Annotated in this window: 27 protein-coding genes and 2 pseudogenes; 12 read left to right on the forward strand and 17 right to left on the reverse strand. The window is 40.6% G+C overall.

The window, feature by feature from the left end:
* Nucleotides 1-11 precede the first annotated feature (11 nt).
* From HG263_RS05055 to HG263_RS05065, 3 genes are read right to left on the reverse strand one after another with little or no spacing between them, the layout of a single operon-like run.
* Nucleotides 12-1,121, reverse strand: a complete 1,110-nt coding sequence (locus HG263_RS05055; RefSeq protein WP_171624993.1) for a Rieske 2Fe-2S domain-containing protein — start codon at nucleotides 1,119-1,121, stop codon at nucleotides 12-14.
* On the reverse strand, nucleotides 1,118-1,390 hold the full coding sequence (locus HG263_RS05060) for an acyl carrier protein (RefSeq protein ID WP_152087904.1): 273 nt from the start codon (nucleotides 1,388-1,390) through the stop codon (nucleotides 1,118-1,120). Before HG263_RS05060 ends, HG263_RS05055 begins: the two co-directional genes overlap by 4 nt.
* Nucleotides 1,384-3,471: an AMP-binding protein gene (locus HG263_RS05065; RefSeq protein ID WP_171624994.1), complete on the reverse strand. Its 2,088-nt coding sequence runs from the start codon at nucleotides 3,469-3,471 to the stop codon at nucleotides 1,384-1,386. Before HG263_RS05065 ends, HG263_RS05060 begins: the two co-directional genes overlap by 7 nt.
* Before the next feature lie 696 nt (nucleotides 3,472-4,167).
* Here HG263_RS05065 and HG263_RS05070 point away from each other — a divergent pair.
* The 6 genes from HG263_RS05070 to HG263_RS05095 all read left to right on the forward strand — a co-directional run bounded on the left by HG263_RS05070 (nucleotide 4,168) and on the right by HG263_RS05095 (nucleotide 11,445).
* Nucleotides 4,168-5,427, forward strand: a complete 1,260-nt coding sequence (locus HG263_RS05070; protein ID WP_171624995.1) for an efflux RND transporter periplasmic adaptor subunit — start codon at nucleotides 4,168-4,170, stop codon at nucleotides 5,425-5,427.
* 41 nt (nucleotides 5,428-5,468) lie between these two features.
* The gene (locus HG263_RS05075) at nucleotides 5,469-6,173 is read left to right on the forward strand and encodes an ABC transporter ATP-binding protein (RefSeq protein ID WP_171624996.1); all 705 of its coding nucleotides are present in this window, start codon (nucleotides 5,469-5,471) and stop codon (nucleotides 6,171-6,173) included.
* A 2-nt stretch (nucleotides 6,174-6,175) separates the two neighbouring features.
* Nucleotides 6,176-7,489 (forward strand): ABC transporter permease, encoded by a 1,314-nt coding sequence (locus tag HG263_RS05080; RefSeq protein WP_171624997.1) that lies wholly within the window; start codon nucleotides 6,176-6,178, stop codon nucleotides 7,487-7,489.
* A 12-nt stretch (nucleotides 7,490-7,501) separates the two neighbouring features.
* A complete protein-coding gene (locus HG263_RS05085; protein WP_171624998.1) occupies nucleotides 7,502-8,707 on the forward strand; it encodes an ABC transporter permease in 1,206 nt (401 codons plus the stop codon).
* Nucleotides 8,708-8,768: 61 nt separating this feature from the next.
* Nucleotides 8,769-10,109, forward strand: coding sequence for a sigma-54-dependent transcriptional regulator (locus HG263_RS05090; RefSeq protein ID WP_171625621.1), 1,341 nt, complete (start codon nucleotides 8,769-8,771; stop codon nucleotides 10,107-10,109).
* Nucleotide 10,110: 1 nt separating this feature from the next.
* On the forward strand, nucleotides 10,111-11,445 hold the full coding sequence (locus HG263_RS05095; protein WP_171624999.1) for a sensor histidine kinase: 1,335 nt from the start codon (nucleotides 10,111-10,113) through the stop codon (nucleotides 11,443-11,445).
* Nucleotides 11,446-11,520: 75 nt separating this feature from the next.
* On the opposite strand, the gene HG263_RS05100 is transcribed toward HG263_RS05095, so the two are convergent.
* The 8 genes from HG263_RS05100 to HG263_RS05135 form a co-directional block, all read right to left on the reverse strand.
* Nucleotides 11,521-11,904 carry a hypothetical protein gene (locus HG263_RS05100; RefSeq protein WP_171625000.1) on the reverse strand — a complete coding sequence of 128 codons (384 nt, stop codon included), beginning with the start codon at nucleotides 11,902-11,904 and terminating at the stop codon, nucleotides 11,521-11,523.
* A gap of 675 nt (nucleotides 11,905-12,579) precedes the next feature.
* The gene (locus HG263_RS05105) at nucleotides 12,580-13,062 is read right to left on the reverse strand and encodes a GNAT family N-acetyltransferase (RefSeq protein ID WP_171625001.1); all 483 of its coding nucleotides are present in this window, start codon (nucleotides 13,060-13,062) and stop codon (nucleotides 12,580-12,582) included.
* Between the two features lie 195 nt (nucleotides 13,063-13,257).
* Nucleotides 13,258-13,866 carry a glutathione S-transferase family protein gene (locus tag HG263_RS05110; RefSeq protein ID WP_171625002.1) on the reverse strand — a complete coding sequence of 203 codons (609 nt, stop codon included), beginning with the start codon at nucleotides 13,864-13,866 and terminating at the stop codon, nucleotides 13,258-13,260.
* Between the two features lie 12 nt (nucleotides 13,867-13,878).
* A complete protein-coding gene (locus HG263_RS05115) occupies nucleotides 13,879-14,550 on the reverse strand; it encodes a type 1 glutamine amidotransferase domain-containing protein (protein ID WP_171625003.1) in 672 nt (223 codons plus the stop codon).
* Between the two features lie 301 nt (nucleotides 14,551-14,851).
* A complete protein-coding gene (locus tag HG263_RS05120; protein WP_171625004.1) occupies nucleotides 14,852-15,223 on the reverse strand; it encodes a hypothetical protein in 372 nt (123 codons plus the stop codon).
* Nucleotides 15,224-15,286: 63 nt separating this feature from the next.
* A complete protein-coding gene (locus HG263_RS05125; RefSeq protein ID WP_171625005.1) occupies nucleotides 15,287-15,676 on the reverse strand; it encodes a hypothetical protein in 390 nt (129 codons plus the stop codon).
* Between the two features lie 91 nt (nucleotides 15,677-15,767).
* A complete protein-coding gene (locus tag HG263_RS05130; RefSeq protein WP_171625006.1) occupies nucleotides 15,768-16,406 on the reverse strand; it encodes a 2OG-Fe(II) oxygenase in 639 nt (212 codons plus the stop codon).
* Between the two features lie 76 nt (nucleotides 16,407-16,482).
* Nucleotides 16,483-16,971 (reverse strand): low molecular weight protein-tyrosine-phosphatase, encoded by a 489-nt coding sequence (locus HG263_RS05135; protein WP_171625007.1) that lies wholly within the window; start codon nucleotides 16,969-16,971, stop codon nucleotides 16,483-16,485.
* Between the two features lie 183 nt (nucleotides 16,972-17,154).
* Between HG263_RS05135 and HG263_RS05140 the strand changes: the two genes are divergently transcribed.
* From HG263_RS05140 to HG263_RS05155, 4 genes are all read left to right on the forward strand, one after another.
* Nucleotides 17,155-17,331: a hypothetical protein gene (locus HG263_RS05140; RefSeq protein ID WP_171625008.1), complete on the forward strand. Its 177-nt coding sequence runs from the start codon at nucleotides 17,155-17,157 to the stop codon at nucleotides 17,329-17,331.
* Between the two features lie 148 nt (nucleotides 17,332-17,479).
* On the forward strand, nucleotides 17,480-18,184 hold the full coding sequence (locus HG263_RS05145) for a hypothetical protein (RefSeq protein ID WP_171625009.1): 705 nt from the start codon (nucleotides 17,480-17,482) through the stop codon (nucleotides 18,182-18,184).
* Nucleotides 18,185-18,240: 56 nt separating this feature from the next.
* Nucleotides 18,241-19,149 (forward strand): DUF4350 domain-containing protein, encoded by a 909-nt coding sequence (locus tag HG263_RS05150; RefSeq protein ID WP_171625622.1) that lies wholly within the window; start codon nucleotides 18,241-18,243, stop codon nucleotides 19,147-19,149.
* A gap of 7 nt (nucleotides 19,150-19,156) precedes the next feature.
* The gene (locus tag HG263_RS05155) at nucleotides 19,157-19,561 is read left to right on the forward strand and encodes a DUF1801 domain-containing protein (RefSeq protein WP_171625010.1); all 405 of its coding nucleotides are present in this window, start codon (nucleotides 19,157-19,159) and stop codon (nucleotides 19,559-19,561) included.
* 74 nt (nucleotides 19,562-19,635) lie between these two features.
* Here the strand turns inward: HG263_RS05155 and HG263_RS05160 are convergent.
* From HG263_RS05160 to HG263_RS05185, 6 genes and pseudogenes are all read right to left on the reverse strand, one after another.
* Nucleotides 19,636-20,130: pseudogene (locus tag HG263_RS05160) on the reverse strand (LysE family translocator); the annotation flags it as partial.
* Nucleotides 20,131-20,365: 235 nt separating this feature from the next.
* On the reverse strand, nucleotides 20,366-20,743 hold the full coding sequence (locus tag HG263_RS05165) for a TipAS antibiotic-recognition domain-containing protein (RefSeq protein ID WP_171625011.1): 378 nt from the start codon (nucleotides 20,741-20,743) through the stop codon (nucleotides 20,366-20,368).
* 647 nt (nucleotides 20,744-21,390) lie between these two features.
* Entirely contained in the window at nucleotides 21,391-21,789 is a 399-nt protein-coding gene (locus HG263_RS05170) for a hypothetical protein (RefSeq protein ID WP_171625012.1), read from the reverse strand.
* Nucleotides 21,786-22,094 (reverse strand): annotated as a pseudogene (locus tag HG263_RS22745) (transposase); the annotation flags it as partial. The gene HG263_RS05170 and the pseudogene HG263_RS22745, both read right to left, overlap by 4 nt.
* A gap of 240 nt (nucleotides 22,095-22,334) precedes the next feature.
* Nucleotides 22,335-23,687 (reverse strand): DUF2254 domain-containing protein, encoded by a 1,353-nt coding sequence (locus tag HG263_RS05180; protein WP_171625013.1) that lies wholly within the window; start codon nucleotides 23,685-23,687, stop codon nucleotides 22,335-22,337.
* 38 nt (nucleotides 23,688-23,725) lie between these two features.
* Nucleotides 23,726-24,184 carry an MgtC/SapB family protein gene (locus HG263_RS05185; protein WP_171625014.1) on the reverse strand — a complete coding sequence of 153 codons (459 nt, stop codon included), beginning with the start codon at nucleotides 24,182-24,184 and terminating at the stop codon, nucleotides 23,726-23,728.
* 119 nt (nucleotides 24,185-24,303) lie between these two features.
* On the opposite strand from HG263_RS05185, the gene HG263_RS05190 reads away from it, so the two are divergent.
* Together HG263_RS05190 and HG263_RS22750 are read left to right on the forward strand one after the other, a co-directional pair.
* On the forward strand, nucleotides 24,304-24,462 hold the full coding sequence (locus HG263_RS05190; protein WP_171625015.1) for a YqaE/Pmp3 family membrane protein: 159 nt from the start codon (nucleotides 24,304-24,306) through the stop codon (nucleotides 24,460-24,462).
* Nucleotides 24,463-24,726: 264 nt separating this feature from the next.
* A complete protein-coding gene (locus HG263_RS22750; protein ID WP_369334497.1) occupies nucleotides 24,727-24,870 on the forward strand; it encodes a transposase in 144 nt (47 codons plus the stop codon).
* The last annotated feature ends 1 nt before the right edge of the window (nucleotide 24,871 follow it).

A 24,871-nucleotide genomic window follows, 5' to 3' on the forward strand; every position in this document is an offset into this window, starting at 1 on the left:
CCAAATTCCATTTAATTTACTTCTTCAATACCGATGATCTGCTCAAGCGTTGGCGCTTCAAAGTGTGGCTGCTCTTTGATTTTGTTGTGTGCTTGTTGCTCTTTCGCTTCACGGATCAGCTTTTCACGAAAACGAATGTAGTGTGCATTCACCTTATCGATAGGAATTAATCGGTTAGCTTTAGGGCTAGAAACTTTTGGCTCTTGGTGTGCAATCACTGCCATATCTTTGGCTTGTTGTACAAAACGTTCAATGCGACACATGTACCAAGGGCGGACTGGGCGCCAGAAAGGAATCGGCAAGGGTTTAATTAACGGCAGTAATAGGTCGCGTTTTGGTTCTTGATAGCATACACATACCCAGCAGGTATCTTCATCGATTGGGGTAGGGATAAAGATTACGTCAAATACTTCACTGCGGATCTGGATTAAGTTTGGCATTTGTACATCGATGCCAAAGCGCCAGCCTCTAGTCCAAGGCTTACGGGCAACCAGTGTTTCAGCTGCAGTGCGCTCATCATCTGGGCGTAAGATAAAGTCACTGGTGATTAATGTGCCATCAACTTTGCATTCAAAATCGTCAACACGGCCACCTTTGGGGTCCCAAATGTTGATAGCTGAGCCTTTGTGTACAAAAGGAATGTGGTAAATTTCGCAGACACTTTCAACATATCGAGTGTAGTTAATAGGTGCATCCCAGCCATAGTAAGAGTAGTAGCCATCGTACTCTTTAAATTGTTTGAACATAGGGACTTCTGGGTAATCTTCATCGGCCATTTCCTCGCCATACCAGAACCAGACAAGGCCATATGCTTCAGTTACCTTATAGGTTTTTACACACATCCCTTTGGGGACATCCCCGTTTTTACCCAATACAGGCATATGAACACAGTCACCTTGCTGATCATATTGAAAGCCATGATATGGACACGCTATGAGGTCGCCGTGCTGCTCACCTAAACTGAGTTTTACGCCTTTGTGTGGACATTTGTCGTCCATACAAATGAGTTTTCCTTGTGTATCGCGATAGAGCACAAGTAGTTTATCTAGTCGCTTAATGCCTAAAGGTTTTTTCTTTACATCTTGCGATCTAGTTATGGCATACCATTGATTAGGGATCATAACGTGTTCTCCTTGTTCCTGTGATGTTCAACTAATTTGCTAAGTACTTCGACGGATGCAAAATTGTCTGGGTGAATGTCTATCACGGGTAAGCGCAGGGCGAACTCGCGATGAATGTATTCAACTACGTCAAAAATGGACGCAGAATCGAGAATATTGAGCTCAATAATGGGGGTATCAGGTGCGATCAATTCGTCATCATCAAGGTAGCTGTGTGTGATAAATTGGCAGAGCTTTGCAGATACACTTTGAACTGATTCATTTAACATGTTGGATCTAACTCCGTTTTAGATGTTTTACTTGCTACGTTTGTAATTTGTTTGGCTAATAAATGAGGGGTGTTACAGCTATAAAGCACATCAGGGGCTAGATAAATGCCAGTTAGCTGCTCTAATTTAAACAAAATTTCCATGGCTAGAACGGAGTCCAGCCCGACATTGGCTAATGAATCTTTGGGGGAGATCTGTGCCATTGCCACACCTGTTAACTCATGTACTTTGCAAACCAGCCAGTGCTCCACACTTGCAACGTCTGAGATATCTAGCTCTGTTTGTGTGTCTTCTTGTCGACTCTGTTGATTGTCATCGTTTTGAACATCTAGGTTGAACTGATAGTAAGCTTGCAGTGACTCTTGTTCATAGGCTTGTTTGATAGCAACACGTTGCAACTTACCTGAAGAAGTGATTTTGATAGTTTTACGCGGTAAAAATAAGATTTTGTCGGCTTTAATGCCAAATCGCTCAATCAAGCGGCCATTGAGTATTTTTATGTAGTTGTCGAATTGGGTAACATTGCGCGGAACTTCTAACGCCATGACTAATAATTCTTTGCCCCGCTCGGCGACAGAAAAAGCAGCACTGCGGCAATTTTTAAGCTCAGGAAAAGCCTGTGATGCTTCGAACTCTAAATCTTGCGGGTAAAAGTTGGCACCACGGATGATGATAACTTCTTTTAATCTACCCGTGATGTATAGCTCACCTTTGTGATAAAAACCTAAATCACCAGTGCGATGGAACGTTTCGCTGTGTCCTGCCAAAGTTAAACCAAAGTTGGCATCGGTACGTTCTTTATCTTGCCAGTAGCCAGGGCTGATACTATTTCCTTGTAACCAAATCTCGCCAACTTGACCATCGGCTAGCGCGATGTGTGTGTTGGGGTCGACAATTTTTGCTTGAATTGAGTCATGTACTTTACCGCTACTGACTAACCATTGACTATGGGTCGAAGGTGTATCAACGGCTTTAACCATGCCGCGTTTGAGTAGTGGTTCATCCACACATAATTGTTTGTATTGTTGTGAATGAGGCTTGCCGCTGACCATCAGTGTAGCTTCGGCCATACCATAGCAAGGTAAAAAAGCCTCAGGCTTTAAGCCACATTGTGCAAACTTATCAAAAAACTGATTAACGGTTTGAGCATTGATAGGCTCTGCGCCGCAAAACAAATTTTGCAATGAAGACAAGTCAAGTTCTGCTAAACGCGAATCGCGAATGTTCTTTACTGCTAGATCGAATGCAAAATTAGGTGCACCAGTGGTAGTCGCTTTGAAGTCGGTAACGGCTTTTAGCCAGCGAAATTGACTGCGCAAGAACAAATCGGTTGGCATCAGCATAGTCGGGTAGCCGGTATAAACCCCCTGCATAACGCCACCAACTAAACCCATATCGTGATGGGGCGGAAGCCAAAGCATCATACGAGTTTTATCTTCTTGGTGGCCAAAGCTTTGTCTGATCAACTCTGAATTATCAAGGATATTCTGATTGGTAATGATCACGCCTTTGGGCTTGCCAGTCGTTCCTGAGCTGTACTGCAACAAGGCAATGTCTTGTTCATTTGTTTTAAAATTGTACAGAGGTTGAGGTGCGATAGTCTCAGACTCTTCAATCAATAGCCATCTGATAGGCAGATGAGCAAGTTGCTCTTCCAGCAAAGGTAAGACAGTTTTATTTGTAATTACAATTGGCTTACCTAAGTCTTCGATAGCATATTGCAAACGTTCAATTTGTAGTTGATTCTTTGGTGGAAACGAAGGCACTGCAATAATACCCGCAGCCATACAACCATAAAATGATGTAACGAAATCAACTCCCTGAGGAAGTACGATAAGCGCTTGATCTTGGTGTTCGACGTTGCGTTGTTGTATTTGTTGTAATGCTTTTGCAATACGTGAAATTGAATTACTAAGTGTTTGGTAATCAAAAACTTCTACCGATTCGCCTTTATCATCAACGAAATGGAAAACCTCTTGATCCGGCTTGTTGTATGCATCGACAGCAAGTAGGTCAATTAAGCTGTTTGCCTCGCATTGAATTAAGTCCCTGTTGTGGAACAAGTGAGTAGACTTTCCCATGTGATCTAATCCTTATCGTTTTACATATCTCCATTGTCTTTTATAAATGTGAAGAGAATGTGTAATAAAATGAAAACCTAGTTAAATTTTTGTGGATTATTACAGGTAACATAAATTTATGTCAAAGATGTTTTGTGAATATTTTATTTTTATCAAATAATTTTCATGGAACCTTGCTAATTAGTTTTTTTACTCTATTGCGAATAGTTGACGGTTTGTAAGGTTGTATTTTAAAAGGTGTTTTTTGTTTCTTCTTGCTGTTTTTGGCTGTTTTTTAGGTTTTTCTTTTTGTATCAAGCTTTAATTAGAAGTTTCTTTATTAATATATTCATATTGATGGTGGGGTGTAACTTGCGCTAAATGATGCTTTTTGTGCAATAATCAAGTTTTAACATTTGTTCCCTTTGTGGGTTTTTAAAATGTGTCATGGTTATTCGTGCTTACAGTACTGGAGGTGGTGTCCGCAGCGGACACATTTACTGTCCGCGGACACTTATTTCTACGGCGTTAATTTTTAACTTGCTGTTTATATTGTGTTTTATTTTTGGCATGCAAATGGAATACATAGCACATCAGGATTTATTTGGAATGAGATATGTTGCTGTGTTCACTATTTTTGCTGCCTCCACTAATTGTGCTGTTTACAGCAGGTGCAATTGGCGTGATTGAGCACTCAACGTTTTAACGAGATTGTTTATGATTAAAGACACCAGTGCTCAAGATAAAGTGATTGTCACGAAAAGTAAGATTGGTAAGCGATTTGTAATTACGTCGATTGCGGCAGTGGTTATAGCAGCATCGGCTCACGCTTTGATGAACGCCTCTAATGCGCAGCGTTCGATAGCAAAAGATGAAGTAAAAGTAGCAACGGTTGAACAGGGCGATTTAGTGCGAGATATCGCGGCAACAGGCAAAATAGTCGCTGCAAATGCCCCGCAGGTTTATAGCCCAGAACAAGGAATTATCACCCTGTTGGTGAAAGCAGGTGATAAGGTCACTGAAGGGCAAAATATTGCAAAGGTTGTGAGTCCCGAATTGCAAAATGCCCTTAAGCAACAACATTCAGAAGTGCAGCGCTTAATGGGCGAACTGGAGCGCCAAAAGCTAGAAGCCCGCCGTGAAACTTTAAACCTCAATAAGTTATTGGATCTGGCTCAGGTTGAACTCAGTGCCGCTGAGCGCGAAAATCGTCGAGCGCAATTATCAATTAAAAAAAGCCTTATCAGTCAAATTGATTTAGAAAAAGCCGTGGATGATTTATCTCGCGCCAAACTGACATTCAAACATGCTCAGCATGAAGTCGAACTTGCCAAAGATACGCTGGCGTTTGAGCTCAAATCAGCGCAAAGCACGCTACAGCGCCAGCAGTTAGTGGTTAAAGAGCTAGAGCGTAAAGTGAATAACCTAGATATAAAAGCTTCGGTGACAGGCATTGTCGGTAACCTATTGGTGCAGCCTCAAGCTTTGGTGTCACAAAATCAAGCGCTGATGACATTGGTAGACCTAACTGCATTTGAAGCGCAGTTGCAAGTGCCCGAAAGCTATGCAAATGAATTAGGTTTGGGTATGCAAGTGGCACTAAAAATTGGCCTACATGAAGTGATGGGTGAGCTTAGCGCAATTTCACCAGAGGTGAATCAACGCGAAGTCACCACGCGAGTACGGTTTTCTCAGCAAGGACTAACAGGGATCCGCCAAAATCAACGTTTATCAGCGCGTATCTTATTGGAAAACAAACAAAATGTATTAAAGGTTAAACGCGGCTCATTTTTGGAGGCGGGGGGAGATTTTGTTTATCGTGTGAAAGATGGGCATGCGCAAAAAACCGCCGTTCAGATAGGCGCTGTCAGTATCAACGCTGTTGAAGTGATAGCGGGCCTAAAAGCAGGCGATCAAATAGTGATCTCAAATTATACACCTTTTGAACACGCACAAGAAATTATGTTGCGCGAGTAGAAGTGTAACAACGGGTTAAACACATAATTAAGGAAGTGAACATGCTTACAATGAATAATATTAATAAAATTTATCAAACTGATATGGTGCAAACGCATGCGTTGCGGGACTTTAATCTACAAGTAGATGAAGGAGAGTTTATTGCGGTAACCGGCCCTTCTGGCTCAGGAAAAACGACCTTTTTAAATATAGCTGGCATGCTAGAGCCGTTTACAGCAGGTCAATATATCTTAGATGGCGTGGATGTGGGCGGCTTGAATGACAATCAGCGAGCTGATCTTCGCAATCAAAAAATCGGCTTTATATTTCAAGGGTTCAACTTAATCCCTGACTTAAATTTGTTTGAAAATATTGAAGTGCCTTTGCGCTATCGAGGCATTAAAGCCGCAGAGCGCAAACGCCGTGTAGAGCAGCGTTTGGAGCAAGTTGGGCTGGCAAGTCGCGCCAAACATTTGCCTCAGCAGCTATCTGGTGGTCAACAGCAAAGGGTAGCGATTGCCAGAGCGCTGGCTGGCGAGCCAAGATTTTTATTGGCCGATGAACCAACCGGTAACTTAGACAGTTTAATGGCGCGTCAGGTTATGGAACTTTTGGAGCAAATTAACCGAGAAGGTGCCACTATCGTCATGGTGACGCACGATCCAGAGTTGGCTCGTAGGGCACCGAGAAACATTCAGGTTGTTGATGGTCAGTTAGCCGACTTTACCCTCTATCAAGGCAACCCAGCCAAAGTGGTGGGAGTATAATCATGTTTTTGCACTATATAGATTTGAGTTGGCGTAGTTTTAAGCGCACACCGCTGGTTAGTTTACTGATGGTGTTGGCGATAGCCATCGGTATTGGGGTAACCATGACGAGTCTTTCTATTCATCACATGATGTCTAAAGATCCGATTCCACAAAAAAGTGCTGTTTTGCATCATTTGCAGTTGCAGACAATGGATGAAGGGCAAAGTTACTTTTCAAAAGACGACCTTCCATTTCAGGTGACTTATCAAGACGCAATGAACATACAAAATGCCAACTTACCCTATTTGCGTTCAGCCATGTACAAATCGGGGTTTTCGGTACATCTAAACTCACCTGAACAAAAACCATTTGTTGAAGAAGTACGCCTATCTTCTAGAGATATTTTTGCGATGTTTGATTTGAAATTTATATACGGTGGTACATGGACCCAACAGCAGCAAGATGATATCGCCCCTGTAGCGGTGATTTCAAAAAGTATTAACGACAAGCTATTTAAAGGGGAAAACTCAATTGGTAAAAGTTTTTACCTAGATGATATTCGCGTGCAGGTTGTTGGTGTGATTGAAGATTGGATAACGCCGGTAAAATACTACGACACAAACAATGGCTCATTTGATGACCCAGAGAAGATATTTATTCCACTGAGCCTTGGTATCACGAATGAAGTTCATACTTGGGGTAACACCAATGGCTGGAAAAATGAGCAAGATGATACCTTTAAAGACTTATTAGTTTCGGAGAATCTATGGCTACAATTTTGGGTGCAACTTAATAATGAACAAGAAAAACAAGAGTTTGGTCAGTACATAATGAGCTATATGAAGCAACAACAATCTTTGGGTCGTTTTAATCGAGAAGAGCTCGACTACAACCTGTTTAATGTCACAGAATTTATGGACTACCGAGGCGTAGTTAAACATGACAATAAGATCATGGTTACGCTGAGCTTTATGTTTTTAGCGGTGTGTATTGCTAACATTCTAAGTTTGTTATTAGCTAAATTCTTGCGCCGTGCGCCTGAGATTGGTGTAAGGCGAGCGTTAGGCGCATCGAAACGTCAGGTGTTCTACCAACATCTCGTAGAAGTTTCTTTATTGGGCCTGTTCGGTGGCGTTTTGGGGATTGTATTTGCGCAAATTGGACTATGGGGCGTGCGCGTAAGTCATGGCGCATACGATGCTTTGGCAAATATGGACGTGACTATGCTAATGGCAGCCCCTGTTATTGCTATCACAGCGTGTATTGTTGCTGGGTTGTATCCTGCGTGGGTTGTGTGTAGGACAACACCTGCCATCTATTTGAAGAGCCAATAAGGGGTTATTGCTATGTCAGAACTAAAACCAATTTTCAATGCCTTATGCCGCTCTAAGGTGGGGGCTATTTTATTGTTGCTACAAATTGCCATTACCACCGCAATTGTGAGTAATTCTGCATTCATAATTAGTGAAAAAATTGCTTATCTTGAACAAGATACAGGGTATCCAGAGCAGGACATATTTACGTTTGAAGTGATGTCATTTGGCGAAAATATTGATTACATGCGACAAGCTGAACTGGACGAGACGGCGATAAGACAAATGCCGGGTGTTATTGATGCTGTGACGGTTAATTCTGTGCCACTGAGTGGCGGCGGATCCTCAAGCTCTTTTAGACTGGTGCCAGCGGGGCAAAAAGGAAAGGGAGTACAAGCCAGTATTTTTGAAGCGGATAGTCATTTTATTAATACATTTGGAATTAAAATCCTTGAAGGTAGAAATTTTACCGAGGCTGAGGTCAGTGTTGTTGAGGAATATAGTCAGTACCCCAGTGTTGGTTTGATTACTAAGGCTATGGCGGATGAGCTATTTCCTGATGGCGATGCGTTAGGAAAGACGCTTTACCACGGAGACCTACCCATGCAGATTATCGGTATTACCGATGTGATGAAAGGCCCTTGGTTGCAATCAGAAAGACGGGATAGATCAGCAATATTGCCTTTCGTATTTGCCCAAAAACTGACGCTATTTTCAGTCAGAACAGAGCCAGAGCAAAGAGCACAGGTTATGCAGCAGATTGAACAGTATATGTTGAATTTGGAAAACAAAAGAGTGATTGAAGGCCTAAAAGGACTTGATGATGTAAAAGCTGATTATGTTGCGCCTGATAGGCTTACTATGCGTATGTTGCTTGTGATGATAGTGGTACTGACCCTAATTACAGCTCTAGGGATTTTTGGTTTGACGCTATTTAATATCAGCAAGCGAACTAAACAAATAGGCACGCGCAGAGCATTAGGTGCGAGAAAGTCAGACATTATTCGCTACTTTGTAATTGAAAACGCAATGATTTCTATGCTTGGATTGATTGTTGGCTCTGGGGCCGCCGTAATGATGGCACAACAGTTAATGAAACACTATTCACTCTCGCAAATGCCACTGTTTTACGTGTTGTTCACCGCTGTGGGGGTTTTACTTATTAGTTTACTTGCTGTAGTTGGGCCGGCAAAACGTGCTGCCAATATATCGCCAAGTATTGCTACTAGAACCATATAACCTGTTAATAATGAATGTGCTACACTGGCCAAGGTGTAGCACATTGAAGTACAAAAATAATATGGAAAAAATACTCATTGTTGACGATAACCCTTCCATTTTAGAGGCGTTATCGTTACTGCTAGAAATACACGGTTACGCTGTTGTAACCGCGCAAAATGCGTTTGAAGCACAGCAAGTTGTGCAATATCAAAATATTGCCCTTGTGCTACAGGATATGAACTTTTCTAGTGACACTACCTCGGGTGAAGAGGGTAAAACGCTATTTTATCGCCTACGCGAATTAAACCCTTATTTACCTATTATTCTAATTACCGCTTGGACTGAGCTTGAAACAGCAATAGAGCTGGTTAAAGCTGGCGCGGCAGATTACATTGGCAAACCTTGGGATGACCAAAAGTTACTGACCAGTATTGCTAATTTAGTTGAACTGGGCAAAGCCCAAGCGAGCAATGCCCACTATAAGCGCCAACAAGCAGAGCGAGAAGCACCAAAAGCAGGCGCCAATCTGGTGGGGTTGGTGTATTCCAGTACGGCGATGGAGCGGATAGTAGATATGGCTTTGCAATTGGCAAAGTCGGATGTGTCGGTGCTTATCACCGGCCCTAATGGCAGTGGGAAAGAGCGCATTGCAGAAATTATCCAAGCTAACTCAGGCCTAAAAGATAAGCCTTTTATTAAGGTAAATGCTGGGGCGTTGCCTCAAGACTTAATTGAAGCAGAGTTATTTGGTGCCGAAGCAGGCGCTTATACGGGCGCGAACAAGCAGCGAATAGGGCGCTTTGAAGCTGCAGACGGTGGCACTTTATTTTTAGATGAAATAGGTAACTTACCTTTGTCTGGGCAAATGAAGTTATTACGCGTGCTGCAAAGTGGTGAATTTGAACGTTTGGGCTCTGTACAAACCCGTAAAGTCAATGTGAGGGTTATTTCTGCGACCAATGCTAACCTACTGAAAGATATTAAAAATGGGCAATTTCGCGAAGATTTATACTATCGGCTCAATGTGATTGAGCTGCAGTTGCCGCCCTTGTGTGAACGCGCCGATGATATAGTGCCCTTGATCAGCCATTTTTTACCCAACAGGGAATTAAGTCATGCTGCGCAGAGGGCGCTAAAGGCATACTCTTGGCCGGGCAATGTCCGAGAGCTTGAAAATGCTTGTAAAAGGGCGGGCGTGCTCAAGCCCGAAGGGGAACTTGATGAGCATGATTTTATATTAAAAACTGATGTGATGGCCTCAGCAACCACGATAACATCAACCAAACAAGAGCCTACAAAGCAGCAACTAGAAGAGGCCATGCATGCGCATCAGGGCGTTATTGCCAAAGTGGCGCGCCACTTTGGCATGACTCGTCAAGCCTTGTATCGGCGCTTACAAAAGTTCGAGATTGAGTATTAGTATGCTTTTTAAAAAGCCTGAGTTGTCTTTGGTGAATAAAATCACGCTAAGCATGTTGGTGGTGGTAACTACATGTGTGACACTGATACTGATGTTTGTCGATTTACCGCTTGTTCATGCCAGTGTTGTAGTTGTACTGGCTATAACGCTAACGTTATTGGTATCAAGCTTTATTTGTGCACCAATTAGACAAGGCCTTGAAGCCCTTGAATTAGGCCTACATAACTTCAAAGATGGGGAGTTTTCAAATAGCCTTGCCTATCAAAGTGATGATCAACTTGGACGTTTATGCCAGCTGTATAATCAAACCGCAGAGCAGTTAAGAAAAGAAAAACAGTGGATTTATCAGCGAGAACTTATGCTTGATAAAGTACTTGAAAGCTCACCCCAAGCTTTGGTGTTAGTAAATAACAACGATATTGTGGTTTTTAGCAATTTAAGTGCACGAAACCTGCTGCTTTGTAACAATCATCTAGAAGGCATGAGCTTGTCACAAGCATTGGAACAAGCGCCACCGGAGTTAAAACAAGCGGTTAACTCAGCTCAAGATGGTTTATTTAATATGCTCAGTGAGCAAGATGAAGTGCAAACTTGGCACCTAGCAACAGGGCAATTTTTACTCAATAACCAAGAGCATAAGCTGTTTATATTTAAACAACTGACGCGCGAGTTAAATCGTCAAGAAGTCGCTGTTTGGAAAAAAGTAATACGCATTATTAGCCATGAACTTAATAACTCGTTAGGCCCAATGTCGTCTATGCTACACAGTGGCAAAATTTTAACGAGTCAGCTTGATGAGCCTAGGTTACAGCGGGTGTTTTCAACCATTGAAGAGCGTATTAAACATCTAAGTGAATTTGTGCAAGGCTATGGAAAATTTGCTAAGTTGCCACGACCAAAACTGGCCGAAATTGATTGGCCTCAGCTAGTTAGTGAGTTGGCGCAGCAGTGGCAATTTAACAGCCAACTTACCTTACCTACAACCCCTTGTTTTGCTGATATTATGCAGCTGCAACAGCTCCTTATTAATCTACTTAAAAACGCTCATGAGTCAGGTTCTGATGCGGATAAAGTCAGCCTGAGTATTGAGCAGCATGGGCAAGGTGTGATGATTTGTGTTGCTGATGAGGGGGTGGGAATGAGCGAGCAAGTTATGGCGAATGCGTTAGTGCCGTTTTATTCAACTAAAAGTACTGGAAGTGGTTTGGGGCTTGCGTTATGTAGAGAAATTATTGAAGCGCACCATGGCTATTTAAGCTTGCAAAATGCGGGCAACGGAAAAAGCAACAAAACCGGCTTGTTGGTGAAAGTGTTTATTCCGTTTGGCAAGATATGAGCAAGTTGATGTAACTTGATGCTCATCCTTTGCTATGAACTTTTTGAAAAATAACACTGTTTACAAAGACTATTTTCATTGAAAATAGTCTTTGTAGATGTAGCGCCAGGGTAAGACAATCGGCGTTAATACAACACCAATTAAACAAGCAAAAGCAACACCCATAGAATATTCATCTAGGCCTGAGCTTAAATGCATTGGTAGTGCGAACATGGCTAACCAAACCACCTTCCACAATAACTCGAGCATTAAGACCGGCAACATCTTCAATGGAAAGAAAACCCCTATAAATGATAAAACCATAAAGCCAATAAGTATTGCGTTTATTACTGTATCTGAATCTGCCGATACTCCTGCTGAAGACAACGCTTCAGGGGTATTTGATAATCCTAAGCCAACAACAATAAACAGATACATGGCTCTTAACGCATATATTCGAGTTTTACCGATTGTTTCCATTGTTTACTCCTTTATATTAGTTCATACCACCTGACACTGTATTAAACGGATAAAAAGGCTTGGCTATAATTGCATGCGAAGGCTAACTTTTTATTCCGATTACATGACTTGTTTTAGATGTCCTTGAGGTTTTACAACTAAGCTTTATGCTTCATCACGAGGGGGTGCAGCATACTCAGTACCAATAACAGCATAGAATATATCAGCCGTTATTAGAATGAAGGATTGCTCACTGCCAATGCTGTTAAAACACTTAAACCGCGTTACTTAAACCAGCAAAGAGCGCTTCGCTACCTAACATGTCTTTATATTATTGGTCTTTTTTTGAAACCAATAGGCTCAGATTTGAAATTTTCACTTTTAATTATTACTTAGATATTTCCAAATTATGAATAATATATAAAGCACGATAGGCGATTTAAAATAGCGAACTAAATTCTCGCTAGGTGGCTAAAAGGTATTGAGCACTATAGTATTTTACAAAACAGCCGCTAAATAGGCGCTAGTGGATTACTGGTATCAGAGCGACTACCTGAACTTCAAAACATTGTGACGAACAAGTGAGAATATTGTAGGGTTACTTTGCAAATCGTATGTTATTTTTCAAAGAATGCATACTTCGATACGAATAACTCATTTAAAGGTAATACTTCTCGTTTAGATAGTTATTTAACACTAAACCAGCAACTTGTGCATAATATGGCTATCGACATAACCAAGCTCAGGATGTTTATAGGCTTTGGGAATAGTGCCAATAATGCTGTAACCGAGTCTTTGCCACAAACGAATTGCGCCTTCATTAGTACTCACTACACTGTTAAATTGCATTGCCTCAAAGCCTATTTCTTTGGCAATTTGTTGCGAGTGTTTGCAAAGTTTTTGGGCAATGCCTTGGCCTCTTGCGGCTGTACTGACCATATAGCCACAATTACAAATATGGCTACTTGGGCCCATTGCGTTGGCTTTTAGGTAATACGTGCCTAAGACTTCACCGTCAACTTTATAAACAAAAGCTTTGAGTGGTGATTGACACCAAAGTTGATAAGCCTCTTTAAATGACATGTTAGGGTCAAATGCATAGGTTTGTTGTGCTTGTATGATCTCTTCGAAGGTGGGCCAAAAGGCTTTAAAGTCTTGCAGCGTTATTGCTGTGATCATATTTTCTTCCTAAATACCGATCTGTTTTGCTAATACCCATTGTATGCATGTAGCGAGGTTCTGAAACAAGTTCAGAATGACATAAAACAAGTTCACAGTGGCACAAAACGCCAGCATAAAAGTAAAACTCGCGCTCTGCACACAACAGCATCGCGATTATAAACGTTGTAACTTAAACCTTTAAAACGTGGCTTATCAGCCAAACGCGCGGGCTTTTTTATACGCTTCTCTACTTTGCATATCGCTAAGATAGCGAGCGATGTTATCGCGCCCAGCAAGTAAACTTAAACTATGTGCGATTTCTAGTGTAATCGTCATCATAATATCTGCGGCAGAAAACTGTTCGCCTGCAAAATAGCGTTGTTTAGAAAGTACAGTATCGATGTACGAAAAATCTAGCTGCAACTCTTTGCTGATATATCCATCCATCGGTTTGGTGCCATCTCTTTGCTCCATTTGCATCAACAAGCTGGTAATTACAGGTAATGCTAATGACCCTTCAGCGAAATGCAGCCATTCTAAATACTGGTAGTAAGCCTGTGTACCTTTCTCTGGGCGTAAATGCGCATGTGGGGCTTGGTCCAGAATATACTCCATAATGGCACCTGACTCGCAAAGCACCGCGCCATTATGCTCAATAATTGGCGCTTTGCTAAGCGGATGCACTTTTGCCAAACTAGCCGGAGCCAAACGCGTTGTACTATCACGCTCGTGTTGCTCAACTTCATACGGCATGCCAAGCTCTTCCAATAGCCATAAAACACGTGTTGAACGTGATTGATTTAGGTGATGTACTTTTATCATTTTACTCCACTCTTATGATAATAATTTAACTAATGCTTTACCCACAGCATGCGCACTTGTTGGGTTTTGACCTGTAATAACGCGGCCGTCTTCAACCACGAATTCGCCCCAAGGTTGTACTTTGCTGTACTGTGCAGCCTTGCGAGTGAGTGATTCTTCTAACAAAAATGGAATATCATTAATAGTACCAAAATCGATTTCTTCTTCTCGAGTAAACGCGGTCACACGTTTGCTTGCAAGTAAAGGCTCACCATTACTTAATGTGATTGGTAATAATGCTGCTGGGCCATGACATACCGCTGCAATTATTCCATCGGCTTCGTAATGTTTTGCCGCCATTGCAGCCACTTCTTCATTGTTGGCTAAGTCAGTTAGCAAACCAAAGCCGCCTGGGTAGAAAATGGCATCATAATCATCCACACTTACTTGTGCAGCTACCAAGGTATTGTTGATTTGCGTTTGGAATGACGTATCGCTCAACACTTGCATATTCACTTCATCGCCCTCAATGTCTGTGCCATAAAGAGGTGCCTTCCCCCCTTGGATAGAGACAATATCAAACGCAATGCCATTGCTGTTTAGCTCATGAACTACGTGTGTGAGCTCTGGCGCATAGGTACCATTTGCCTGTTCTGTACTGCCTAACGTTGCATGATTAGTCACTGGAATAAGTACTTTTTTCATAATGATTACCTTTGTTTAAATGCTGTCAATAACGAAGTGTATGCACACTATATTGTTCTTCTTCAAACAACAACTTGAGAGCTTGTGAAACACTTTTGCTGTAGAGCAAAAATAAAATTAATAGAGGTTACTACGAGGCAACTGAGTTTAAGATCAGTTGCACCTAACAAAGTTAGAACAAGATGATAGTTAACTCTATTTAGAGAGCAAGGTTTTGCGCTTGTTTATAGCGATTAGTGCCATAGGGATTATGTTGTTCGTTAAGTATTTATAGGGTTTTTATGAGTGATAGCCAGTTAGCTCAGTATTGCCGCTCAATGTCGCTGATATCACTTTTGGCTTTATCTTGCACGATTAGTTGTTGCTTACTCGCTTCTTGTAATCGGCAATCTAGCTTTCTTTGCTGCCAGTGTTGATTGTTTTTAGAGACAGCGGCGGCACTTGCAACGAGTAAACTTGCAGCACCGAAGTATACGTTGTTATCCGTAAGGGCAGGGCAAGTTTCGGTACATTTACGGCTATGTTGGTTGGCGGCTTTGATCATTTCGACATCTAATACTGTTTTAGTTGCATAGACTTGACACTCTTTATCAAAATAACGGACATCTTTGGTTACAAACATACAGCCGTTGATAAAAAGGGTGATTGAACAGCATAGGAAAATATTTTTCATGGCTCATTCCTTGAGATGAGAATTATAAATAAAGAGTACAAATGCTTAGTGTCATGACGATTTTTAAGCTTTTTTATTTACCAAGCCGCGTTCAATGTCGCTTAATTCTGGATGCTTACCTTGCTGATGATTGTTTTCAGGTTGCTTGTCTTGAGTGTTTTGTTCTTGCGCTTTGCAATCGCTTTTGTTTTCCTTCCAATAAACTACATTCTTTACCACCACAATGCTGCCCGACACCACTAAACTGGCTGCACTGACTAAGCCAGCAGAGGCTAACATAAGTGCGCAAGTGCTATCGTCACAGCTTTGCAAAGCAACGGATGTTGATGTATCGAGCACTGATTTTTTGTTGAACGTTTGGCATTGTTCGTTGAAGTAAGTAACATCTTTGGGGACGAATATGCAGCCAGATAGTAGTGTAATGAACGAGCTAACCAGCAAAACCTTGTGCATTATTGCTCCTTGCTTTGTTATTAAAGTGCAATAGTAGGCTTTGCTGTCAAACTCTTAAAGTAAAAAAGTGTAATGAGTCCAATGCCACATTTTACTGTGGCGGGTCAATATTACCACCTACACTCGTATTCACTCTAAACCAGCCCGCTATTGAATAGCGTGTTTTTTTAGCTGGCAATACTTCATGCGGAAACTCGTCACTTAAAAAAGTCACCAGCGTACCATAATTAGGCGTCACAACCTGTAAAAGTTGCTCATGGTTTTGTGGGTCATAAATTGCAAGTTCTCCGCCATCGGTACATTGCCAGTTGGGGTTTAGATACAATACGGTTGAGAGAATACGGTTAGTTTCTCCTTTAAATGCATCTAAATGCTTTTTATAAAACGCGCCCGGTTCGTATTGTGCAAAATGGCATTCGTAGCTAAATAAGCCCAAAAATAACCTGCGATTTAAGTAGCTTTGTAAATCTTGCATATAAGATAAAAAAAGCGCTTCGTCGGGGTCACTATTATCCAACCAATGAATCTTATCGCGGCGTATTTTTTTATTTTTTATATGATCTTCTTGACGACCAATACCTGCTCTGTAAAAGTCTTTTTGTGATAAATGTTCAAGTCGCTTACTCAGTGCCAATAATACCGGTTCATTCGCTTCTAAGCTTTGTATACTAACGCCATGCACTTGTAGATCTAGTGCGATTTGCTCAAATAAATTAGTGGAAGTGTTCAAGTATGTTGCTCTGGAAAATGGGTCGCTATTTCTACCACAAGCGCCCCCATCTGGCGAGAAAAATTATCGCTATTTTTTATCTTTTTTGTAGCTGTTTGATTAGATTCGTAGATGCTTCTTCAATTAGGTCTAATACCAATTCAAATCCATCGCCTTCTCCGTAGTAGGGGTCAGGAATTTCAACATAATGGCTATGGCTAAATTCTAAAAACAGTCTTAATTTATGTTGGTATTGCTGTGGACACAGCGCCATCAAATCGGCCAAATTAGCTTTGTCGGCGGCTAAGATCAAATCAAAATATTCAAAGTCTTGGGGGGTTACTTGACGCGCATGCATTGTGTCGAAACTGTAACCTCGTTTTCTACCGGCAGCCATACTGCGTCTATCGGGAGCGTTACCCTGGTGGTAAGCAATGGTGCCAGCCGAGTCGACCTCAATATGTTTGAGTCCAGCTTTGGCCAGTTGATGTTTTAATACCGCTTCGCCAGTTGGGGAACGGCAGATATTGCCCATGCAAACAATAAGAATTTTTTGAACATGTTCAGGGGATGGAATGTCACGCATTACGCTATACCTAACTCTATATTTTTTAGTAACTTAACATATCAAATCTCATAACATCAATTAGATATTAATGTTCGTAAACTGACAGTTTTGCCAGTGCTTTTACGTGTGACTTAACACTTGATTCAGCTTAGTATTTGTTCACCTGAAATTGATTCAGGCTAAAATTAAAAGGATTATAGAATGAAAATAAAACTCAATAAAAAGAAAGTAAAAAACTTATCTCTAGACTCTAAAACTATGGTAAAAGACTTAACACCACAAGTCGCTGGCGGCATTTACTACAGCCGCAGAGGCCAACTTGGATGTGGCAGCTGGTTTGCTTGTGAAAACCCAACTGATGCTCGTAACATCAAATAAGAGATGATATAAACGCTTGAGCGTTATCACTAAAAAGACTGCCAAATAGGCGGTCTTTTTTAAACCAACCCAAAATAGAACGAGAAAAAAAGAGATAAAGCGAATAGAAAACGTTGTAATTGACGCTTACTTTAACGGACGTGGCTGTATGCAACTCAGAACACATGACTTAACGCAAACAAAACAGTGGTTAAGCGAGGCTCAAAGGCGTGAGATAAGCGAGATTATCCAAGCGAGCTTTGCCAATATCAACCCTCAGGATTATCTGGCTAAATACTTCGATAATGCTGACCCATATCAAAAAAAATTACGGCTTTACTATCATCAAAACAAGCTTGTTGGGTATTGTTTACTGACATTCAGTGCGCAAAAGAATATTACAGTTATTCGAGCCTCAGCGGCGTTTTTACCTCAATATCGTCAAGGCGGTAATACGTTTAAGTTTTCTTTGCTAGAAAGCATCAAGTCGTGGCTAAAATCACCATGGCGAAAACATTATTATGCAGACACCATGTTGAGCCCCGCTATGTATCGAGCCATTGCTAAAAAAACGGGGATTATTTGGCCGCACAAGGATAACGAAGCACCAACTAATCTGTTTGAGCACTTCAATGCGTGTGGTTTGGTGAGTACAGTTAATTCTCTGAGGTGTTTGGTAAGTGTTTCTAGAACCACTAACTATAGTCAGCAAGATTTAGCTGCACTTAGGGCAAGTGCAAAACAAGAGATCCAATACTATTGTCACGTAAATCCTGATTTTGATAAGGGCGTGGCTTTATTCGTTATAATTCCCGTAAATCTGCGCCAAATAATTAAAACATTATGTAAGAATTTGTTGGCGGGCGTGTTTTGAGTACCTAGTTTTGGTATGTTAAACCAATATATTAAGGCTTTAAGGAAGAGTCGGTGATGCTATTTCGGTGCGTGTTGGTTAGCTTGTTTGTAATTGCTCTAGCAGGGTGTGTTGGTGATAATTTACCACAGCAACCAGACCCAGACTTTAAACCCCAAAATAGCTATGCACGCTTTGATATAGCGCAAGCGCCTGTGGTGTTAATTGACCAAGCACATTACAACTTTCACACCATAAATACGCGTTATAGGCCATTTGCACAAGTGCTGCAAAGTGATGGCTATAACGTTAAGGCAAATAAACAGCAGTTCAGTTCTAAAAGCTTAGCTAAGGCTGATATTTTGGTAATTGCTAACGCCCTCCATAAAGACAATAGCCGCAACTGGGATGGACCGTTCTATAGTGCATTTACACCTGAAGAAGTGAAAGCCGTTAAAGCGTGGGTTAGTCAAGGCGGCGCACTGCTTTTAATCGCTGACCATATTCCATTCCCCAAAGCTGCTGAGCAAATAGCGAGTGCCTTTGGATTTGAGTTTGCCAATGGGCATGTGCAAGAAGTGACCTTTAGCACCCAAAACAAGACGCTTAGTCACCACGTTATATTAAACAGCACTGCACGAACGGGCCAAATTACTCAGGTGAAGAGTTTAGGCGGCGACGCTTTTAAGGCCCCTGAGGCAGCTATAAACTTGCTGCAAATACCCAAAGGGATGAAGGCCGTGTTGCCTGATAAACCATTTGCAGTAAATGAAAAGACACCACAGATCTCAATCGAAGGTTGGTCCCAAGGTGCAGTGCTAGAGATTGAAAGAGGCCGAGTTGCTGTCTTTGCAGAAGCCAGTATGTTTACCTCGCAAGTTTATATACCTACAGGTCAAAAATTGGGGCTAGTATCACCGGGAGCGGAGCAAAATGAGCGTTTTTTACTAAACGTAATGTATTGGCTGGCAAACAAGGGGTCTTAAGGTGCAGATGAGTTTATTAGCACAACAGCATATTGGCCAATACCCTGAATTGGTTCAAACCAGATTAATCGAGCTCAGATCATTAATTTATAACGTAGCCGAAGAGTTAGCTTTAGGGCAGGTTGAAGAGTCGTTGAAGTGGGGAGAGCTGAGCTATCAAGCTAAACATGGAAGCCCTATTAGAATAGATTGGAAAAGAAAGACGCCAGATAGCTATTATTTGTTTTTTAGTTGTAATACTAAATTGGTCGATACATTTGGCCAACTGTACGCGGATAAACTAGATTTTGAAGGTAGTCGGGCAATTAAATTAAGCTTATGTAGCGAGTTATCTGAGCATGCGATTAAACATTGCATTGAGCTGGGTTTGCGCTACAAAAAGCTAAAACACTTACCCTTACTAGGTTGTTAGGGTTTTGCACTATGAAGTGTGCTATCTGAATTCTGAACTGAAGTGCCAAATTCGAGTGCCTGTACACGTTAGTTTTAGTTGTTGAAATTCACAGCGGATAGATAAGCAAAGTACACCAAGCACATCCCCCCTGTAGTGTTTACAACCATATTCACCTTAGAGAAACAGGCCCTTTTTTTTGCTAACAAAAACATATAGCTACATATTGCAGTCCATACCGACATAACGAGCACATGCAATACACAAAGGTATAGGTAGGCAACAAACTCAACACCTGCGAAAATTGGCACTACCGTCAAATAAAATAATAGGGCTTTAGCGTTAAAAATGTTTAATAGGAATGCTTCTTTAATACTCGTCTCTTTAAGTTCAGTGAAGCTGCCATTTCGAAATTTTAAACCTAAAATTAATAGCTTCACGCCAAGATAGAGTAAAAATATAACACCCGCTAGCTTCATAGCATTTAGCAGCATAGCATTTTTTACAATGAAACTAGAGACACCAGCCCCCACAAGCGATCCATGGACTAGTATACCCAGCCCTGTGCCTACTATGACTTTAAAAGCTCCTTTAGCCCCCGACGTTTAGGTATTTGATATAGCTAGAGTGAAGCTGGCACCAGGAGAAAGTACTATCGGCATCATTGCAAAAAAAAACCTTGTAAATCAATCAGTAGATATCCCGCCTAGTGCCTGATATTAGAGAGAAACAACTAACGCTTCATAAGCAAAAAATAATGATTCGCTATCATCGCGAAGCGATGGCCACAGTTATTTTTCCGTTTAAATGGCTTTTTATGTGATTTTATAAATTACTCTGTGCGTAATAAACTATTGCATCACCTAAATAATCAACCATTTTGGGGTGGTAGGAGTTATGGAACTTTTTCATATCTTCATTTTCTTTATAAAATATACCCATACCTATATATGCTTCTTTAGACGGAGTATAAAATCGACAAGCGATTTCAAAGTGCTCTTTCATTAATGCTTGAATATTTTCGTTATCAACCGCTGTTTTATCAATATGTTCAGCTAGTTTTTTATATAAAACATCCCAGTCCTGATGGACAAGCTCTCTATTAACATGCGCCCAATTATCCGTGGCTGATAAACTGTGAGTCTGTTCTACATCAAGGGCATTTTTACACTCAGTTAAATACTCTTTGTGCAATTTTTTCATTTATTGATCTTCCATTAATTTAGATTTATAAGTGTCAAACTTAGCTAATCTTTACTAGTCCATGCGTTTATTAGTTGTATTTACAACCAAAGCTGCCATCATTTTTTGATCTTTGTATTTTATTACCTGTTTGCTTGTTTCTTTGGGGCTCCGGTTGTCATCGTATTTGATACCCTGATACTCACCACTATGTCACATTATTACTATTTTTCTAGTATCTAGCCACAATATGGCTCTCTTAGCTTCATCAATAATCTGAGGATAAAAGTTATCAACTTTATCATTGAAATCATCAGGGCAAGTTGAACCAAGTCCGTAACCTAGCCCAAGGTTATCCATAAACTCAAAATTTTCGCAATATAAGTCGAACATAGCGCGATATATCTATGAACATCATTAGGCTTTTTGATTATTTTATGGAGGACATTTCGAAGAATCCATTCATAATTTTTCCCATAGAAAATATTATGATAGCACTCTTTTGGCTTCATAAAAACCAGATGGAGTTTTGTAATTTATTAAAATAATTTCTAGGTAATCATCTGAATTTAAAGTATGTTCAAGTATTATTTTCAGGGCAAGAGCGGCCTTATGGATCAAATAGGGAGGTGGATCTCAAACTCGCATTTCACCCTTGAGATTGATGTTCAGGCAGACCTAGCCTGCTCATGATGTATATCGCCCATTAACTGCTTAAACCGATACATAGCAGTCTCTGCGAGTGAGCGAAGATGGTAGCCTGAATTCACCTTCCATCGCTTTAAACCTATCTGCTTTGTCATAAACACAGCATGATCCCTTGGATGACCTTTACTCCAGTATCGTGCTTTTTCTCTTGGAAGAGTACGCAAAATCGCTTTCTTTGCAGCCACTTCGTTATAACAACTGCGCGTGTCACCAGCGCCATCTCCCGTGACCCTATCTATATCTCTACGGCCGCAGTTAATCTCAAAGTGCTTCGCCATCCGATACCCGTACGATGACAGCTCATCAGTTACGATATCGTGGTTTGAGGCATCAACTGCTAAATGTGTAGTTTTCGTCAAGTGTGACGCTTACTTGCATGGTGTTTCCGTGTGTGCCATTCGCAGTTACCGTATACTTTTAGGCCCGGTACTATCGACAACAATGTCCGTAAACCCTTACTTGCAGACGGTCGATACAGCACCGCCAAGGTTTTACCTCGCTTACATAAATAGCAATAGCCTGATGATTGCAGCGTCATATTTATGATATTGAGTAAGGAGTTAACAACCCCCTCCCAAGCGCGCAGCGGTAAATTAAAAACAGCTCTGAAGGTTAAATAGGTTTCGATTGCTAAGTCTGAAAAGTAGTTGGAACGACCACGCCCACCGAGCTTTTCGGTATTTTTCTACTTTAAAGTTGTGCTATCACATAGCCAAAGATTGATGTTGCCACGCTGTATTAAAGCTCGATCGTATTGTGACCAATTTCTGATTTTCTTTTTCATCTTAACCGTTGGGCATGTGAGTTTGATGATCAGATCGCACTAATCCTTAGAAGTTCTATGATTTAGGAAACAACCCCCTTATCAGTCACAACCAGTCGTGCAAGCAATAACTTGGCCCAATTATTGTTTGTCATAATAAGTTAATAATTTATCTCCTTCCTCAGGATTTACACGGGAAATAGCCTCAAGCATATTGCGCAGTACTTCTCTATCGTAGTGATTATATATATTTCTATTTATATCGCTAATAATTGCGTATAAATAGCGATATATTTCCTCGCTAACTAACCCTTTTCCACTAGTAAAAAACAGCATGTTTTTAAATGCTTCCAATATGTTTTCCATCACAAAAGCATCCCCTCTTGCATAATGCCTAATTGGTGTGAAATTATCATGCAGCAGTTCATTTATTGAAATTTCATGAAAAAACAATCTACAGTTTACATTTTTTTGCATACTAGAAATGCTAATGTCTTTCAATTCCATACGTTTAATTAATAATAGGCTCAACATGTCAATGGCTTTAACTGCAGAGCCCGGATCGTTAATGCCTGGGCTCATTGCTTTAACAGCAATTTCCGATATTTGCGTCATGCCATAGCTATAATGATCACTAATATATTCTTCTACATAAAAAATGAAGCAAGATAAAATTTCTTCAACTAGTTGTGTGTCATTTTTTATTGGCTTATTACAGCGCAGAAACGGGTAACCTTTAACCGTAAAGTATCCCTGCTTTACACAAACATAAAGAGATAACTCTTCACGCGCCAATATACTACATAGCTGCTTAGCCTTGACCCCTTTATAGTATCCGCTGGTGTTACTTTGTAGTTCATGCCACTTTTCAAGCGTACTTGAACTCACCTCATCTTGATTTTGGTGCAGTTCAGCTAACGCATTCATTTCACACTTTGTTTTAGAAAATAGACTATTTAATACACTGTCCACTTGAATAGTTTGTGAAATAGAGTGAATAAAATACACAAAACATACAAGGGATGCTAGCCCCTGTAAAAGTGAAAATAAAATACCTAAAGCGGGAATGTCTAAAATGGTATTATTACTTGATACATCATCAATGTTTATCAGTATGATTGTGGAATAAATGATACTCCCCAAATAAAACCCTAACACCAACTGATGTGATTTTTTTGATATCAGCCCAGGTACGAGACGTGGCGAAAGATTCATACTGGCAGTATTAAGTACAACCATCACCATTGAAAAGCTAAAAACGGTGAGTGATATAATACTGCCGATTAAAATACTTAGAATCGTACGGGCATTTTCGACACTATCAACAAGAACAAAAGAGAAACGCAGTTCAAACTGTTTAACTGGTTCCAAGTACTCAAAAAACAATGTAATTAACGCAAAAATTAAAAATATAATGGCAATTAAAGAGGGGTAAAATGCAATGCTGTTAATAACTTTGCGATATGATTGGTTTAGGCTATGAAACTTTATCATTTTTATCCTTACAAACTGGTCAGGCTAGATGTATATTATTACTGACTTATGCTATGTTTTTTCTGTTTTTCATCCTTATGTTTATAAGGTTCAAGTAATTGAAAAACCAAGTATCCAACGGCACTTAGCACCAACGCAATTTCATAACGACTATACGCAACCGAAATCCCAATAGCGCCAGTGAGCCAAATTCCAGCAGCCGTTGCCGTTCCCTCAATATGGGCATCGCTTTTGTAAATGGCCCCACCACCAATAAATCCAATGCCAGTAATAATCCCGTACACGACTCTCGCTTGAGCATCACCTGCAGAAAAAACATCAATACCAACCAGTACAAACGCACAGCAGGAAATGGCAACTAATGGAAATGTTCTTAAGCCTGCACTATCGGACTTATATTCGCGGTTAATCGCCAATGGTAAAGTTAACAAAAAAGCAGTCGCAATTTGTATAAGATGAAATAACACTAAGGCGATGTTGATTTCGAAATCTATCATTTACTAATCAGCTTAATCTTTACTCAAGGTATACAGTAAAAGCAAGTTTAGTTCCAATTCCACTTAATGGCATGAAAACTGCTGTGACTTAAGTACGACTTAACACATAAGGAACCCTAATGGACTTAATTCGAATCATCTTCTCAATCTTATTACCACCGCTTGGTGTGTTCTTACAAGTAGGCCTTGGCGGGGCCTTTTGGCTGAACATTATTCTCACGTTATTTGGCTACCTTCCTGGAATAATTCACGCAGTTTGGATTATAGCGAGAAGGTAAATAACTTCTCCGTTTTGGATAAGTGAATATGTCTAAACCTGAGGTTAAATAAGTTATTTGGAGTAAAATTTACCGTGTATGCTTTACTGTACTGTGTAAATCTTACTCCCTTCACTAAACTGCTCATTAATTTACGGTGTTGTCTCCTAAATTATGAAACTTATCAGACGTAGAGCGATCTGATCATCCAACACACCTGTCCAACGGTTAAGATAAATAAGAAATTGGTCACAATACAATCGAGCTTTTACACAATGCGGTAATATCAATATCTGGCTAAGCGGTAGCGCATCTTTAAAGTGGAAAAATACCGAAAAGCTCGGTGGGCGTGGTCGCTCAAATCACTATTCAGACTTTGCAATTGAAACTTGTTTAGCTAATAGGGATAAGCTTAAAGGACATATATGAG

The organism is Pseudoalteromonas caenipelagi, from assembly GCF_013140855.1.
GTDB lineage: Bacteria > Pseudomonadota > Gammaproteobacteria > Enterobacterales > Alteromonadaceae > Pseudoalteromonas > Pseudoalteromonas caenipelagi.